Below are 15,814 nucleotides of genomic sequence, written 5' to 3' on the forward strand. Positions count from 1 at the left end.
AACTCTCAACATTATATATATCATCTTGTTTCTTATTCATATCTAACTTATAATGAAAAATAGAGATTATGACGGACGCATCAATAATGTAAGCTTGGAAATCCAAGCTTACATTATTTTTTGCTTTCCCTTTTCTAATAAAAAGAGTATACTAGATTAGAACGTATGTTCTTAGTGATTACATACAGTAAGGAGATAGAACAATGGTATACGACACAAAAGCAATTTCTTGGAATGAATCTTTAAAACAACTTCAACGCCGCTATACAAACAAACAAGTTGACCGAAAAGAATTTGAGGATATTGAACTGATGGAATTCTTCCGCGATAACGACTACATTTCTTTACCTACACATATAAGCGGCCTATCAAAAACACGTTTTACTTCTTACTCTATTTTCACAACTGAAGATAAAGATCGTAAAGTTGGCACACTTATTATTGAGTATGTTGAAGACGATAATAATAATTTATGTGTTGAACAACTATACTTCGTTTAAACTATAACGCTTGGTCAAAATGACCAAGCGTTCTTGCTTTCTATGAATCTCACTGTATATAATATGAATAAAAGAAAACCGCTATCATTAAGGGGGGATATGCGTGCTCGAAGGATGGTTCAGTTGGTTCATTGTATTATGGACGGTTATTTTATTAGGGCTTATGTCTATCGGTGGATACTTTATGTTCAGAAAATTTTTAAAACGTTTACCAAAAGAAGACGGCATGTCCATTTTGGATTGGGAAGAACACTACATAAATAAAACGAGACATTTATGGGCTGACGAACAAAAACAATTGTTAGAAGAGCTTGTAAGCCCTGTTCCAGAACTATTTCGCGATGTTGCAAAATCAAAGATCGCTGGAAAAATCGGGGAACTTGCATTACAAGAAAATGCCTCTCAAATTACACAAGACTTAATTATTAAAGGATATATCATTGCCACACCAAAGCGTGATCATAAATTTTTAATTAAAAAACTACAAGAAAAAAAGATTGATTATTCTAACTATCGATCTTTACTCGCAAAGTAACTTCATATTATTTTCGATAAAAAAGACAGCGCCTTTGACGCTGTCTTTTTATTTGGTACATATACAGTTTTTAAGTTAGCTTCATATCTTTTTCATTATAAAAACCATCTTCTTTTTCCATTTCCTTCTGTAATTTCGTAAAGGAACGATACATTGCAATTCTCCATGACACAATCATCGCGAACGCAAGTAAAAAGAACATGCCACTAAGTTGTCCTAAATCAAGAGATTGGCTTAAGTATGTTTTAAATACAATCCGCACTACAAGTAATCCAATTAATATAAAAACAAAGGCTTTTGAACGCTTCAAATAAATCTCTTGTCCTCTAATTTCAAATTTAGATGTTTTAATAAGAAAAATAGAGAAAAACAAACCGACGCCAATTGCTTCTAACATTTCCGCTGGAGTTAATCGAAATTCAGGAAAAACATACATCAATGCTCCCGTGCTCATAAAAAATGGCGGAAGTATAATTTTTTTCAATGTTGCAGGTTTCTTAGCTGCTTTTAAACGAATAAACATCGCACCGACAGCCATACAAACAGCAACGATACTTGATAAAAGAACTATGTTCATATTTTCTCATCCTTTTTTGTGGCTATATGCAAAATATACTTTCATTATATGCTTTTCCGTTAGTATTTCCAACATTTTCGCAGAATAATACTAAAAACCGGTAAAACCACCAAATAAACTTGAGAAATATACGATAATTTTCGTCATCCAGTTAAAGTATAGGAAGACCCCCATAACAATCATAATATATCCTCCGACTTTCATGAAGGCCATACTATTTCTTTTAATCCAAGACATTTTCGTAATAAAGAATGACAGTACGAAAAACGGGATAGCAAATCCAAGTATGTAAGCAATCATGTAAATCATTGCTGATTCTGGGTTTGTTGCTGCTAATCCAATTACAGACACTAGAATTGGTCCGGTACATGGCGTCCACCCTGCTGCAAAGGCTAATCCAATTAGTACTGATCCAAAATAGCCACTTGGACGATTTTTAAATGTAAATTTACGGTCTTGCATTAAAAATTTCGGCTTAAACACCCCGACAATAATTAAGCCGAACACGATGATAAATATACCACCTAACTGTCTGATTAAATCTTTATAGTCAGTAAAGATTCCTCCAATAAAACTTGTACCAAATCCAATTGCAATAAATATAATTGAAAATCCAAGTAAGAAAAACGCTGTATGTATCATACTTCTTTTGCGAAGCATTGCATTTTCTTCTTTCAATTCAGAAACCGACATACCTGTTATGTACGATAAAAATGCCGGATAAAGCGGTAAGCAACATGGGGAAATAAATGATAAGAACCCGGCGCCAAACGCTAAAAAAATACTAATATCTTGCATCATTCCACTCCTCTCCCTAAATATTGTAACAAAAACACATAAAAATACTATGAACAATTCGTGAAATCACTTTTACAACGTGGCAATAAGAAAAACCGTACTTCCTCACAGTTTCTAATAAAACGTTTTCATTTCCTTCTATTATATAGAAAAAACTCAAATGGATTATGAAACTCCTTTAATTGTCATTACCATAACAAAGGTAACATAGTTTCTCAAATAATTAGCACGTTACTAGTACGTCTATATACATATTGGTTTAAAAAATATTTTTTTTAAATGCTGGCTCTATACAATGCAAAGTTGATTTTATAATACTTCTACTATTAATAATTTCAAGATTATGCATAAATATCATACTTTTATTATTATTCTATAAAATGTCATACTTTTCTTTCATTTGACCCTTTATTTCTAATTTTGTATACTTCCCTCTAGTTATATATTTTCGATACGGAACAACTTCATATAGATGGGAGGAATTTTTCATGCTTCGTTATTCTCTTTTAGTTTTATTAGGAGCGTGTAGTTATGGAATTTTAGCTATTTTTGTTAAGCTTGCATATGCAGAAGGATTTTCACTTGGAGAGGTAATTGGCAGCCAATATTTGTTCGGTTGGATTATTTTGCTTGCTATTACACTTCTATTTTCTAGACATCGCGTTCCTTTAAAGCAAGCATTACTTTTATTCGTTGCAGGAACATCTGCAAGTTTTACCGGAATTTTTTATTATGCTTCATTAAAAACTGTACCAGCTTCTATTGCAATTATTCTTTTATTCCAATTTGTTTGGGTCGGAATTATCATTGAAGCAGTCGCAACAAAAACATTACCTTCAAGAGAAAAAGTTATTTCTGTTATTTTCTTACTTGTAGGGACATTTTTATCAAGTGGTTTACTTGAACAATCAGCAGGTGCTTTCGATACGACTGGGATCATTTTAGGTTTATTATCTGCAGTTACATTCGCAACATACATTTTCGTGAGCGGAAAAGTTGCTGTTGAAGTACCTTCATTACCGCGCGGTGTTCTCTTAATGACCGGTGCTTTAACTTTAGTCATGATTGTATTCCCACCAACATTTATTTTTAATGGTGCCATTTCTCAAGGTCTTTGGAAATACGGTTTAGGATTAGGAACATTTAGTATCGTAATTCCATCTATTGCCTTTACAATCGGTATTCCAAAAATCGGTTCTGGCTTAGCAACTATTCTTGGTGCAGCGGAACTACCAGTTACAACAATTATGTCAGTATTCGTTTTAAAAGAGGCTGTAGTATCTTCACAATGGTTCGGTGTATCACTTATTTTAATCGGGATTGCAATCCCGCAAATTGCATACGCAATGCGTGGACGTTATCGTAAACATCATACGCATAAAAAAGTCGCAGCATAAAGTGAAACTTTAATTAGTTGAACCAATCGGACTGCCCATTAATACGGGATAAACGAGAGAGGATTTTCATTTGAGAATCCTCTCTTTTATTGTTGTATACTTATGATAAATATTTTGCTGAAGAAAGAAGGCATACTACATGGTATCTATTTCAAATCAACTAAAAGAAAAACTTATTTCCATCCGTCGACATTTACATGAGTATCCAGAACTATCATATGAAGAGTTCGAAACAACAAAAGCAATAAAAAATTGGTTAGAAGAAAAAAACATTACTATCATTGACTCTAATTTAGAAACAGGAATTATCGCTGAAGTGTCTGGTAATAAAAACGGACCGATTGTAGCAGTTCGTGCTGATATTGATGCCCTTCCTATTCAAGAAGAAACACATTTGTCCTATGCATCTAAAGTACGAGGGAAAATGCATGCTTGTGGACACGATTTTCATACAGCTGCCATTTTAGGTACTGCTTTCTTATTAAAAGAAAGAGAATCTTCCCTAAATGGAACGGTTCGCTTCATATTCCAACCAGCTGAAGAAAGTAGTAATGGCGCTTGCAAAGTTATTGATGCTGGACATTTACGTAATGTGCAAGCGATTTTCGGCATGCATAATAAACCTGATTTACCAGTAGGTACAATTGGCATTAAAGATGGTCCACTGATGGCTGGAGTTGATCGATTTGAAATTGAAATTCACGGAGTTGGTACACACGCGGCTGTACCAGATGCTGGCGTAGATCCTATTGTCGCATCCTCTCAAATTGTGATGGCACTGCAAACAATTGTAAGCCGAAATATAAGTTCATCTCATAATGCGGTTGTTAGTGTTACAAATATTCACGCAGGAAATACGTGGAACGTGATTCCTGAAAAAGCTACGTTAGAAGGAACGATTCGCACGTTCCAAGCTGAAACACGTGAAAAGATTCCAGCACTCATGGAGCGTATTATTAAAGGTGTATCTGATGCATTAGGTGTAAAAACGAAATTCCGTTTTTATTCAGGTCCTCCTGCTGTTCACAACGATAAAGCTCTTACAGACTTATCTATTCAAGTTGCCACAAAGATGAATCTTAATATCATCTCGCCTAGTCTATCAATGGCTGGAGAAGATTTCTCATTTTACCAACAGGAAATACCAGGTTCATTCGTCTTTATGGGAACGAGCGGTACACATGAATGGCATCATCCTGCTTTTACAATTAATGAAGAGGCACTGCCTATAAGTGCAGAATACTTTGCTTTACTAGCCGAAAGAGCACTTAAACAATTCTCATAAAAAAAGCCGTTCAAAGTGCATCTCAGCACCCTGAACGGCTTTTCTTATTAAGTTAAATCACGTTTTAAAAACACAGTATATGAAATACATAAAAATACGAACAAATAAAGTAGCAACATACATGATGCAAACGGGAATGTTACTCCATCAATAAAACTTCCGTTCTTTGAAATACTATATAAATCTGTGTTTGCTGGCAATAAATATTTCGCCCAGTTATATCTAGTGGCTGCTAATAACGCAATATTGCCTGATAAAGCAAGGAATAGTGAAATACCAATTGCACCTCCACTAGATCTCGTTAACACAGAAATCATAAATGCAAACGATGCGTACACAACCGTTGGTAACCACGATAAAACATAATATTTACTTGCTTCTACAAAAATGTTTTGTTTTATTATATTTCCATCTTGGAAAATAAACTCACTCCATGCAGGCTGTTGGAATTTATAAATAACAAGTCCACATAAAGCGGAGAAGATCATATTAAATATAAATAATAAAGCTGCAAATATAACGATTGCTAAAAATTTTGCTGTTAAAATTTTAAAGCGACTCGCTGGTCGTATCGTTAAAAATTTATATGTTCCCCAGCTATATTCATTCGCAAAAATTGTACTTGCATACACGAGGATAAATGGGAGCAAAATTGGAAATACGATAAAACCTGTATCTCTCATGAAAGAAAGTGGAGAACTGCTTGCCGGTGCTGTATCCGTATCTAAATGCTTCATCTTAAGCTGGTATTCTTTTACAAGCTCATCCCCTGATTTTTCTGCTAAAATAGCTTCTTTTTTCATGCCAAGCTTTTTCTCAATTTCTACAGTTCGTTCTGTATAATCTACTTTCCATCCTTTTGTTTCCGGTTCAAAATACTTTACCGTAACCCATCCTAATCCGATTATTAATACTGCAATAACTGCAAATGGAATAATCGTTCGCTTCCGCTTAAATATTTTATACAGTTCGTTATATACTAAATTAAACAATATCTTTTCCCCCTGTTAATTCTAAAAATTGCTCTTCTAACGTTTTTCTTTCTTCATATACACGATACACTTGAATATTTTTCTCAAGCAATGTACGAATAACATTTGGGATTTCTTCATCTTTTACATTAATAAGTAATTCATTATCTTTTACTAAAACATCATGCCCTAATATTTCTGCTGCTTTATTCGCATCATCTACACGTATACGGATCGTCTCCATCTCTTCGCTTTGGCTATGCTGAATATTTTGCGTAGCCACATATTCCCCGTGCTGAATAATGATAACTCTGTCACACATTAATTCAACTTCTGAAAGTAAGTGACTTGATACAAGTACAGCTTTTCCTTGTTCATGTGCAATTTTTTTTATGTACATTCTCATTTCATGTATTCCACTAGGGTCTAATCCATTTGTCGGTTCATCTAGTATCAACACGTCTGGATCGTGAATAAGTGCCTGAGCGATTCCTAAACGTTGTCTCATGCCGAGTGAATACGCTTTTACTTTGCGATCAATTACTTGTCCCATCCCTAACAATTTCACTACTTCATCGATACGTTCTTCGGTCACATTACCATTCATTCGTCCGAAATATGTTAAATTTTCATAGCCGCTCAAAAAAGGATAAAATTCAGGTGTCTCAATTACCGCTCCAATTTTCGCAGCTGTTTTTTCGAATTGCTGTTTCACAGATTGACCATCAATCCATACTTCACCTTCTGTCATACGGATCATACCAACCATCATTCTCATTAAAGTCGTTTTTCCAGCACCGTTTGGTCCGAGTAAACCGACAACCTCGCCTTTTTTCACTTCAAAACTAATATTTTGTACAAGTGTCTTTGATCCGATTCGCTTCGTTAACCGATCGACTTTTACAATTGATTGTTCATTTGTCATTCTATACAACCTTTCCTTCCCATTCTTTGTCAGGTCTTTTCACTGTAACATGATTATTTTTATGTGTAAAATGGAAAAAGGCATGATTTCTCATGCCTTTTTCTTGAAATGCAACGAATTTTTATCTTGTAAACTTTGAACAAATCGAAAACATTGCACCATCGATAATAGAAGGATAACAATCATAATTATACTCACTACTACTATTGCATATATTGTAATCGGTGCACTATTTATCCCTTGTATTCCTGCTATTCTTATAAAGATAATCGTAAATAATTTTAAAAATAACATCCCATTAACTAATCCAAAAACAAACGCTGCTCCATAAATGAATAATTGCTCCTGACATAATAAACATAGTACATCATTTCTCTTCCTATTCTCTGCTACATAAGATTTAACTTCTTCTTTCCTCACTTGCAGAAGAGAATAAGTCATTTTATATGTAATAAACGTACATATGAAAATGACTACGATAAACAACGTGTAAAAACACATTTGAAATAAAAGCGTAGTCCCTAATTCCCCAGCAACTACTTCATTAAATTGTAACGATATCATAAAAAACAAAATCATAGTACTCATAGCAATCCACATAAATTGCTTCATCCTTTTGGTAGCAAATGTTCTAATATTTTTTCTCGCTAACCGACATAAAGACATAAAATTCTTCCCCTACCTTATTACATACGCATTCTATACTACTAGTGTATAAAAATATGACATTTTAAACATCGCACTACAATCGGAATTTCTTCTAAGTCTTTAGTCCTAGAAAACGAAATGATAAAAAATCACATTTAGAATATAATTGTAAAAAGGAGGAGATTGCATGCGTATAAAATTACTATCAATCTTGTGTTTATTATTACTCCCAAGTTGTAGCCAAATAAAAAACAATGAAGTTGCCATTGTTGAGCCATACAAATTAACAAAAGAGCAAGCTTCTATTTTACAAATGACTCCTTTTCAAGAAGGAAATAGCATGTTTTATAACGTTACGCTTAAAAATGATAAAGATGAAATAAATGCTACAATTGATTATTATAACAATGGTAAAAAAACAAAAGAAATTGCTAATATAGCTACCTCACATTTTTCAAAAAAGAAAGTAAAGCTTTCTTTTTTACCACCACATTTCCAATTCAATAAAGATATACAAGAAAAAAGGCAGTGGTATATGAATATTGAAGGTGGTTCAACGCTTGTTCATGAAGAAGCACCACCAAGCGTAAATAGCTCCGCAACTACTACAATCCAATCTATAAAAAATTTAAAATACAATCAAAAAACAATTTTAGCTGCTGTAATCCAAACAAGTAAAGAAACTGTAAGCGTCCCTACAATTGACGAAGACAAAGGTATTGATTTACTCTTAAAAGAAAATGAACACGTTTATCTATTTAGTATCGAGCTAAAAAAAGAACAATAAAGCGGAAATGCAACTTAAGTTGCATTTCCGCTTTATTGTTTAACAAGGTGTACTTTTATAAATCTGAATTAACTCCATTTTCTGTTACTACTATTACTCATCTTCTACTTCTATTCTTTTCTTCTCTCTTGCAATTTTTAAAAACTCTAGTAGCTCTGGATTAGTATTCATTTTTTTGTAAGCCACTGACATTTCTGCCACAAAATTAGAATCATATAATTCTTTATATACAACTTCTGTTTTATATAACTTATTTGCCGATACGGGTATTACTGTAATTCCAATCCCTGCTGCTACAAGCCCCATAACTGTTTGATACTCTGTTGCTTCTTGTACAATACGTGGACTAAATCCTACTTCTCTGCAAAGAGATAAAATTGTATCATACAAAGCTGGCCATACTGGTCTCGTAATAAATACAAACGGCTCATCTCGTAAATCTTCTATATGTATTTCATCTTTCTCTGCAAGTGGATGTGCCTTTGGTAAACATAAGGTGCAAGATAACCTTTGAATTGGCTCTAATTCTAATAATTGTGTTGGAATTGGTGGACGTAAAAAGCCAATATCGATACGGTTATCATGAAGTGCATGAACTTGATCTGGTGTTGACAATTCATGTAATGCAACAGACACTCTCGGAAATTTCTTTCTATATTCCCTAACAATTGATGGTAAAATATCATATATCGCCGCACCTACAAAACCAATTGAAAGTGATCCTACTTCTCCCCTTTGCGCACTTTGTGCAACTTCTACTGCTTTTTCAATTTGTTCAAACGCTTTTTTTACTTCTTTTAAAAACATTTCTCCTGCTTCTGTTAGTTCAACCTTTCTTTTCGTTCTTGAAAATAATGTAACTCCCATTTCTTTTTCTAATTGCTGTATTTGTTGACTAAGTGGTGGTTGTGTCATTTGTAAACGAGCAGCTGCCCGTCCAAAGTGTAACTCTTCTGCCACAACAACAAAATATTGCAAATGCCGTAATTCCATTTTTGGACACCCTTTTCACTTTCGATTAATATGTCTAATATATTAATAACATATAATTTATATATTAGACAAATATTTTGAATGAACGTATAGTAGAAATTGTTAATTCTTTTTTACAATTTTTATGTAAAAAAAGAAAGAGGTGGTTACTGTATGAAATGGTGGAAGTTAAGCGGACAAATTTTATTACTATTTTGTTTCGCTTGGACAGGTGAATGGATTGCAAAACAGGCACACCTCCCAGTTCCAGGAAGTATAATCGGTATTTTTTTATTATTAATTTCGTTAAAATTTAACCTAGTTAAAAAAGAATGGATACAGGACGGAGCAGATTTTTTATTAAAAGAACTTATTTTATTTTTCATCCCTTCTGCAGTCGCTGTCATACGTTACAGAGATACACTAACACAATATGGAATCGATCTCATTTTAATTATTATGATTAGCACTCTTTGCGTTACCTTAGTTACAGGACTTTTAACAGAATTGCTACTAAAGCGGAAAGGATCAACGCAATGATCGGATTTCTTTGTTTACTATTAACACTATTCACATATTGGATATCAAAAAAAATGTATCAACGTTGGAATTGGAGTCTACTTTCTCCTCTTCTCGTCTGTCCCATTATTTTAATTGCTTTATTGCTCGGATTAGATACACCTTATGAAACATATGAATCTGGTGGTCACTGGTTAACTGAATTATTAAAGCCCGCAACAGTTGCTTTTGCATGGCCAATCTATAAATATTTTGATTTATTAAAGAAACATGGAATGGCTATCTTACTTAATGTCATTGTCGGTTCGTTTTTATCAGTCATTACTTCAGCACTACTAGCAAATTATTTTCAAATTGATTCATCACTAGAACATAGTTTAGCGCCACATATCGTAACAACACCAATCGCAATGGCTATTTCAGAAATGATTGGTGGTATGTCACAATTAACTGCTGTATTTGTCGTTTTAACTGCCTTAACAGGAGCATTGCTCGGTCCTTCTCTCATACGTATTTGCCGTATTAAAACAGCAATCGCAAAAGGTATTATGTTAGGAACGAGCGCAAATGGAACCGGTACATCAAAAGCATTCGAAATCGGTCCTGTGGAAGGAACAATTGCAAGTTTATCCATGCTTTTAACAGCAGGCGCTAGTTTAGTTATCGTTCCGCTTTTCTTGTCTTGGATACATTAAAGAAGCAAGTATTTACATACTTGCTTCTTTATCTATATATTGGCACAGCAATTCATAATCCTCTGGAAAAGCTAAACACAATTGTTCAACTTCATGTATCCCTTTCCAAGCAATTTCATGTATTAACTTATCAGGATCTTGGATTTTCATATTACCGCCTATTTGTTTAACAAAATAATAATGGACATACACTGGAACACCGTATGTAATACCCTCTTTTTCATATATTTTATTTACCACTTCCACATTGTAACCTGTTTCTTCCCAAACTTCCCTGATACAACATTCTTCTAGTGTCTCTCCCTTTTCAAGTCCTCCACTTGGGACAGACCATCTTTTTTCTTCTCCCTCTTTGCCCTGCAGTACCATTAAAACTTCATTTCTTTCATTTACACATACCGCTGCACTACCTATCCATCTCTCCATAAACATCCCTCCCCTACTAAAATTCGCCCTCTTTATTATTTTCCCCTTGAAAAAAAGAGGAAAATAATAAAACAATGACGAAAAATTACATCAACTTCATAGACAATCCTTTTTTAGAAATTAAAACTGGAAGGATGAAAATATGATTTCTAATTATGTTGTGGAATGTGTCTTTTGTGAAGAAAATCGAAAGGCTCGCCAAGCTATTGTCACAGTTCCCGCGACTACTCAGCTACTAGCCATTGAAAAAGTGCGTGCGGAATGCAAACGTCGCTTCGGAAAAACTGTATTATTACAAACAGAAATTAAAGAAAAAATTGTTTTTGAACAAAAAGAAAGCCGACCATAAATTGGTCAGCTTTCTTATCCGATCATATTTTCACATGAAGATTAGGGGCATCCTCTTTAAGGATCGGGATTTTCCCATTATGTACGTTCCATAATGGTCATCGAACAATATATTTCTATGCAATTAACTATTGAATAGAATAGGGCAAAACTTGTTCGCATTTTTAGAAAAGGGATAGGGATATAATTCAAGTAGTACTTCGAATACTCGAACTTTACACTCATAATATTAAAACAAATCCTTTTATATGGGAAATATGAATTACCTACATAATTCATTCGTAAAATATATTAATAGTTTGCTATATTAATTTTATCCCGCTATTTGTAAGCAGTAACCCCCTACTTATTATAATTTCACCTTATTCCATCAATAGCATACATCCAGCTAAAACCGGTGTCATAATCATCGAAAACCTCAAAAGCATTCGCGGTGCATAATTTGTAAACTTCGCGCCAATATATGCCCCTAACATGGTCCCAATTAATACTTGCAATAACAATATATAATCTAAATATCCTTCCGAACTATATCCTAGACCGCCTCCAATTGCAATCGGTAATATAACAAGCATTGTTGTCCCTACAGATTGCTGAATCGTTAATCCCAATAGAACCATTAATCCAAGCTGAATAAACGGTGCAGAACCAATCCCAAATGAACCAGCCATCATTCCAGTAACTAATCCAAGGCATATACATTTCAACAAGTAGTTCATGGAAAACTTTTTATGCTTATATAAAGATGACTGTTCTTTGTTTTGGAACATAATTAATTTAATAAACATAAAAATTGCCGATAAAAATAACATCCCAGCTGTAAACCAATGAAGAAGATGTGCTGGTATAAGTGAACCAAATTTAGAACCAATATAAGAGCCAATTGCGCCAAATCCCCCAACAATCCCGCCTATAATAAGTGCTACATTACCTTCACGGTAATGACTGACAACACCTGATAATGTCGTAAACGCCATTGCAGTTAAAGATGTTGCAAGAGCAACATGAATAGGAATATGAAATACTAAAGTGAGTATCGCGATAATAAACCCAGCTCCTCCAGCTCCAACAAATCCTAATAAAATACCCATTACTAACATTGTTATAATAATTGCCACAGACTTTCCCTCCAGTAACACAATTATCCATCATATTTATCCTTACATACAAATAAAAAGCATCCTAGATGGATGCTTTTTATTTCAATGATATGTACTTAATCTTGATTAATCAAAATAACCGCTGGACCAGCTACTACTACTCCAGCTACTTCTATTTTTTCAAATTCCTTTACTGTAATAGATATAACTCCTTCTCTTTCCATCAATTCTTTACTCAGGACATCAGTCGGGATTGCTTTCACCGTCTTACCTCCTTTTCATTTATACAATATGATAAAGTGAAACTTTCATCAGTGGGGTTTTTGTCCGTACTTATTGATTATTAACCCTCACCAATCGGGCGAATAATCGCCCAATGCATCTATATATATGCATCACCTCCGCTTTCATTCCTTATTCCACTCAAAAACCTTCTCCCCCTTCCTTGACATATTGAAAAATAAAAAAGAAGCTATAACATTATAGCTTCCCTCCACGTTTCTTTAATCTTTATGCACCGTATATTCCATGACTTTACCATCTCTATCAAATTGTAAAATAAGCTGTTCGCTATCTATTGGAATAAAGCCACGTTCAGTCCCAAGATAATACAAAGTGATAACTCCTTCTTCCCCACTTCTCGTTTCCGTTGGGGCTCCTAACAATTGTGTAATTTCTTCATTTGATTTCCCTATTAATTTATATTTTTGTAATAGATCATCTACCATATGTACCCGCTTATCTGCATGATTTAACCATCTATTTTGATTAAACTTTGATGTATATTCATTTACACTTAGTTGTACAGTACACACTATTAATGGTATGAGTGCTACTATTAACCCCCCCAACATTTGCTTCTTTTCTTCATTACGATTTTTAGAAACATATAAAATAGCCCTTTGAATCATGACTAATAAAACAAATGGTATGAATACTACAAAAATGCTCCTTACACTTAAGGGTATATGGACCATATCAATGACGAATATAAATACAATGTACATTACTACATATAAACAAAAAAAGACATACAAAATGCCACGTAGCATAGCGTTCAGAAAGATCTCCCCTTTTAACTCACTATATAATTCATCCGGCTAATCATTTCTTGAATCTGTTCTAATTCTTGCACTGTATATACTACTTCCCCTGCTAATATTTCATTTCTAAAGAACGTTACAATTTGCTCCCGATCTTTTAATCTAGGTGTTTCCTCACTAGAAAGGTCTACTATTTCTTTTCCATTTTTATTATAAAAATATACAACTGGTTTTACTTTTTCTTTTATACTATTAGCCTGCATTTCTTTCAAACCACTGTATAAAATTTGAGATAGTTTCTTCGCCCTATATACTGGATTCCCTTCATTTTTCACTTGTATAGTTGACGAATCTTTACCTACTATATATTCAAATGTCTCTTCTTTTTCAACTTCTTGTTGATACTTACCCATTTCATCAATCATAAATGAATATATACCAGCATTTTCTTTCGTTAAACCATGAATTAATTTCTCTTCCCATTCTTTCGTCTCAAGTAGATAAATACCAGTTTTGCACAAGATGAGATGATGGATTCGATTATCGTTTATTTCACTATTATTTTTAATAAAAATATTCGGCATGATTTGAATTTCAGCATCTAATATGGTGCCTTGCTCTATGAATCCTCGTTTCATATAATGTAATGTTTCGTACGTATTCATTTCAGCGCCGTTTTTAGTATATTCTCGTAGATTTGCAATTAGTTTTTGAAACATATGTATTTCGTTATTATGTTTATTTTGCATTTCACTACGTTCTTTACTATGCTGCACAGCTAATTGATTTTTCATCATACGCATATTTTCAATTTCTCTATTTGCACTTACTTGTAAATCATTGTATTTTTTCTGTTCCATATTTTTTAAATTATTTTGTTGTTCTTTATGCTCTATCACCGTAGCTGCAATTTCATTTTTATACGTTTCAATCGCTTGTTTCTTTTCAAATTCTACTTGCTGACTCTCTGATTCTAACTGTTTATTTTTATAAAACAGCACAAATACTACAGCTAATAATATTAAAACCGCACCTATTAGCACATAATTCATATTTTTACCCCTTTATTTCATTTTCGATTATTTTTTATAAATATATCTATTATAGTATACTATGGTTTCGATATAGACTTTGTAAAAGTTGTATATTTTTAATAAAAGGCACCTCTGACGGGGCACCTTTTATTTTCACTCTATTGTACACCATACTGAATATAACTTGGATCGTAGTATATCCATTGATTTGTCCCTAAGCAAAGCCATCCATCTTGCTTACTCCATACTCGATACGATTCACCATGATGTAACTGTCTTATAACATTTCCATTTAATGATGGAGCATCACGCAAATTTACATTATCACCAGTAATAGTCGCCACATAATGTTTATACTGAATATAACTCGGATCATTATATACCCACTGATTTGTCCCTAAACAAAGCCATCCATCTTGTTCTCCCCAAACTTCATATGTTTCGCCACGATTCAATTGGCGAATTACACTAGACTGCAAAGATGGTCCACTTCTCAAATTCACATTATCTCCATTAATTATAGCAACCCCGTACACTGGAGTTGCATTATTAGGCGGGGAAACATTACCTCCACCACTTGCTCCATTCCCTTTTAAAGCTTCTAATGAAACTGCAGCTGATACATCACAATTTCCTACGCCTGAAATTTGTCCAGAATCTGTGTACTGCCACGCTGTCCACGTTGTCCATCCACCAGCATCAGCAGGCGGTGTACTCGAGTATTTAGCAATCCAAAGCGGTATATCACTTAATCCGCTAATTCCGAACTCATTAATATACCAAACTCCTGTATATAACATTACATCTTTTCCAGTAGCCTGTTTCACATAATTTATGAAGCTTCTTGCCCAATTCGATATAGCGTTACCAGTTAAATTACTGTTACTCGGATCTGTTGGTGATTCTAAATCCAGAACTGGCATTAAGTCTGTCTGGTTATTTTGTAATATACTCACAAAATATTTTGCCTCTGAAATTGCATCATTTTGTTCTGGGCGTGCAAAATGGTATGCACCAATTAATACATTCGCATTTCGTGCTGCTTGTACATTCTTAGTAAAAGTAGGATCAATGTAGTTTACACCTTCTGTCGCTTTTGCATACGCTGCTGGAATTCCAGATGCCTTCACTGCATTCCAATCAATATTCCCTTCCCAATGAGACACATCAATAAACGTAACATTTGAACTTGATCTGTTTTGCATATAAAATCTCCTATCATTTTTTTACTTCGTATACATACAATATGTACAA

Annotated in this window: 21 protein-coding genes; 8 read left to right on the top strand and 13 right to left on the bottom strand. The window is 33.8% G+C overall.

Annotation, left to right across the window (positions count from 1 at the left end):
- Window positions 1–203 precede the first annotated feature (203 nt).
- The gene (locus GBN91_RS13390) at window positions 204–500 is read left to right on the top strand and encodes a hypothetical protein (RefSeq protein WP_000262400.1); all 297 of its coding nucleotides are present in this window, start codon (window positions 204–206) and stop codon (window positions 498–500) included.
- A gap of 103 nt (window positions 501–603) precedes the next feature.
- Entirely contained in the window at window positions 604–1,035 is a 432-nt protein-coding gene (locus GBN91_RS13395; RefSeq protein ID WP_000889373.1) for a DUF2621 domain-containing protein, read from the top strand.
- Between the two features lie 70 nt (window positions 1,036–1,105).
- On the opposite strand, the gene GBN91_RS13400 is transcribed toward GBN91_RS13395, so the two are convergent.
- From GBN91_RS13400 to GBN91_RS29580, 3 genes are all read right to left on the bottom strand, one after another.
- Window positions 1,106–1,612 carry a CcdC family protein gene (locus tag GBN91_RS13400; RefSeq protein WP_001028439.1) on the bottom strand — a complete coding sequence of 169 codons (507 nt, stop codon included), beginning with the start codon at window positions 1,610–1,612 and terminating at the stop codon, window positions 1,106–1,108.
- A 90-nt stretch (window positions 1,613–1,702) separates the two neighbouring features.
- Complete coding sequence (gene ccdA / locus GBN91_RS13405; RefSeq protein ID WP_001152676.1) at window positions 1,703–2,410, bottom strand: cytochrome c-type biogenesis protein CcdA; 708 nt, start codon at window positions 2,408–2,410, stop codon at window positions 1,703–1,705.
- 16 nt (window positions 2,411–2,426) lie between these two features.
- A complete protein-coding gene (locus tag GBN91_RS29580; protein WP_071732505.1) occupies window positions 2,427–2,576 on the bottom strand; it encodes a peptidase T in 150 nt (49 codons plus the stop codon).
- Between the two features lie 322 nt (window positions 2,577–2,898).
- Here GBN91_RS29580 and GBN91_RS13415 point away from each other — a divergent pair, with 322 nt between their 5' ends.
- On the top strand, window positions 2,899–3,807 hold the full coding sequence (locus GBN91_RS13415; protein ID WP_139849079.1) for an EamA family transporter: 909 nt from the start codon (window positions 2,899–2,901) through the stop codon (window positions 3,805–3,807).
- A 139-nt stretch (window positions 3,808–3,946) separates the two neighbouring features.
- On the top strand, window positions 3,947–5,092 hold the full coding sequence (locus GBN91_RS13420; protein WP_086412323.1) for a M20 peptidase aminoacylase family protein: 1,146 nt from the start codon (window positions 3,947–3,949) through the stop codon (window positions 5,090–5,092).
- A gap of 47 nt (window positions 5,093–5,139) precedes the next feature.
- Here the strand turns inward: GBN91_RS13420 and GBN91_RS13425 are convergent, their stop codons facing one another.
- The 3 genes from GBN91_RS13425 to GBN91_RS13435 all read right to left on the bottom strand — a co-directional run bounded on the left by GBN91_RS13425 (window position 5,140) and on the right by GBN91_RS13435 (window position 7,654).
- On the bottom strand, window positions 5,140–6,084 hold the full coding sequence (locus GBN91_RS13425; protein ID WP_000482759.1) for an ABC transporter permease: 945 nt from the start codon (window positions 6,082–6,084) through the stop codon (window positions 5,140–5,142).
- Window positions 6,077–6,988, bottom strand: coding sequence for an ABC transporter ATP-binding protein (locus GBN91_RS13430; protein WP_000180622.1), 912 nt, complete (start codon window positions 6,986–6,988; stop codon window positions 6,077–6,079). Before GBN91_RS13430 ends, GBN91_RS13425 begins: the two co-directional genes overlap by 8 nt.
- A 90-nt stretch (window positions 6,989–7,078) precedes the next feature.
- Window positions 7,079–7,654 (bottom strand): FtsX-like permease family protein, encoded by a 576-nt coding sequence (locus tag GBN91_RS13435; RefSeq protein ID WP_065224083.1) that lies wholly within the window; start codon window positions 7,652–7,654, stop codon window positions 7,079–7,081.
- Window positions 7,655–7,823: 169 nt separating this feature from the next.
- Here GBN91_RS13435 and GBN91_RS13440 point away from each other — a divergent pair, with 169 nt between their 5' ends.
- Window positions 7,824–8,423 carry a histidine kinase gene (locus tag GBN91_RS13440; protein ID WP_086412324.1) on the top strand — a complete coding sequence of 200 codons (600 nt, stop codon included), beginning with the start codon at window positions 7,824–7,826 and terminating at the stop codon, window positions 8,421–8,423.
- A gap of 93 nt (window positions 8,424–8,516) precedes the next feature.
- Here the strand turns inward: GBN91_RS13440 and alsR are convergent, their stop codons facing one another.
- Complete coding sequence (gene alsR, locus GBN91_RS13445) at window positions 8,517–9,416, bottom strand: acetoin biosynthesis transcriptional regulator AlsR (protein WP_152121599.1); 900 nt, start codon at window positions 9,414–9,416, stop codon at window positions 8,517–8,519.
- Window positions 9,417–9,569: 153 nt separating this feature from the next.
- On the opposite strand from alsR, the gene GBN91_RS13450 reads away from it, so the two are divergent.
- Window positions 9,570–9,935 (top strand): CidA/LrgA family holin-like protein, encoded by a 366-nt coding sequence (locus tag GBN91_RS13450; protein ID WP_000872365.1) that lies wholly within the window; start codon window positions 9,570–9,572, stop codon window positions 9,933–9,935.
- Window positions 9,932–10,609, top strand: a complete 678-nt coding sequence (locus GBN91_RS13455) for an LrgB family protein (RefSeq protein WP_000578954.1) — start codon at window positions 9,932–9,934, stop codon at window positions 10,607–10,609. Before GBN91_RS13450 ends, GBN91_RS13455 begins: the two co-directional genes overlap by 4 nt.
- A gap of 12 nt (window positions 10,610–10,621) precedes the next feature.
- On the opposite strand, the gene GBN91_RS13460 is transcribed toward GBN91_RS13455, so the two are convergent.
- Window positions 10,622–11,035, bottom strand: coding sequence for an NUDIX hydrolase (locus GBN91_RS13460; RefSeq protein ID WP_016123240.1), 414 nt, complete (start codon window positions 11,033–11,035; stop codon window positions 10,622–10,624).
- Window positions 11,036–11,177: 142 nt separating this feature from the next.
- On the opposite strand from GBN91_RS13460, the gene GBN91_RS13465 reads away from it, so the two are divergent.
- Window positions 11,178–11,384, top strand: a complete 207-nt coding sequence (locus tag GBN91_RS13465; protein ID WP_000625222.1) for a DUF3903 domain-containing protein — start codon at window positions 11,178–11,180, stop codon at window positions 11,382–11,384.
- A gap of 361 nt (window positions 11,385–11,745) precedes the next feature.
- On the opposite strand, the gene GBN91_RS13470 is transcribed toward GBN91_RS13465, so the two are convergent.
- The 5 genes from GBN91_RS13470 to GBN91_RS13490 form a co-directional block, all read right to left on the bottom strand.
- Window positions 11,746–12,501 (bottom strand): sulfite exporter TauE/SafE family protein, encoded by a 756-nt coding sequence (locus tag GBN91_RS13470; RefSeq protein ID WP_000974660.1) that lies wholly within the window; start codon window positions 12,499–12,501, stop codon window positions 11,746–11,748.
- Window positions 12,502–12,599: 98 nt separating this feature from the next.
- Entirely contained in the window at window positions 12,600–12,746 is a 147-nt protein-coding gene (locus tag GBN91_RS13475) for a BC1881 family protein (protein WP_000644411.1), read from the bottom strand.
- 240 nt (window positions 12,747–12,986) lie between these two features.
- The gene (locus tag GBN91_RS13480) at window positions 12,987–13,535 is read right to left on the bottom strand and encodes a hypothetical protein (protein WP_152121600.1); all 549 of its coding nucleotides are present in this window, start codon (window positions 13,533–13,535) and stop codon (window positions 12,987–12,989) included.
- Between the two features lie 23 nt (window positions 13,536–13,558).
- The gene (locus GBN91_RS13485; protein WP_139849083.1) at window positions 13,559–14,578 is read right to left on the bottom strand and encodes an NERD domain-containing protein; all 1,020 of its coding nucleotides are present in this window, start codon (window positions 14,576–14,578) and stop codon (window positions 13,559–13,561) included.
- Window positions 14,579–14,718: 140 nt separating this feature from the next.
- On the bottom strand, window positions 14,719–15,765 hold the full coding sequence (locus GBN91_RS13490; protein ID WP_001181398.1) for a GH25 family lysozyme: 1,047 nt from the start codon (window positions 15,763–15,765) through the stop codon (window positions 14,719–14,721).
- Window positions 15,766–15,814: the final 49 nt, after the last annotated feature.

This window comes from Bacillus sp. B1-WWTP-T-0.5-Post-4, from assembly GCF_009183795.1.
Taxonomy (GTDB): domain Bacteria; phylum Bacillota; class Bacilli; order Bacillales; family Bacillaceae_G; genus Bacillus_A; species Bacillus_A cereus.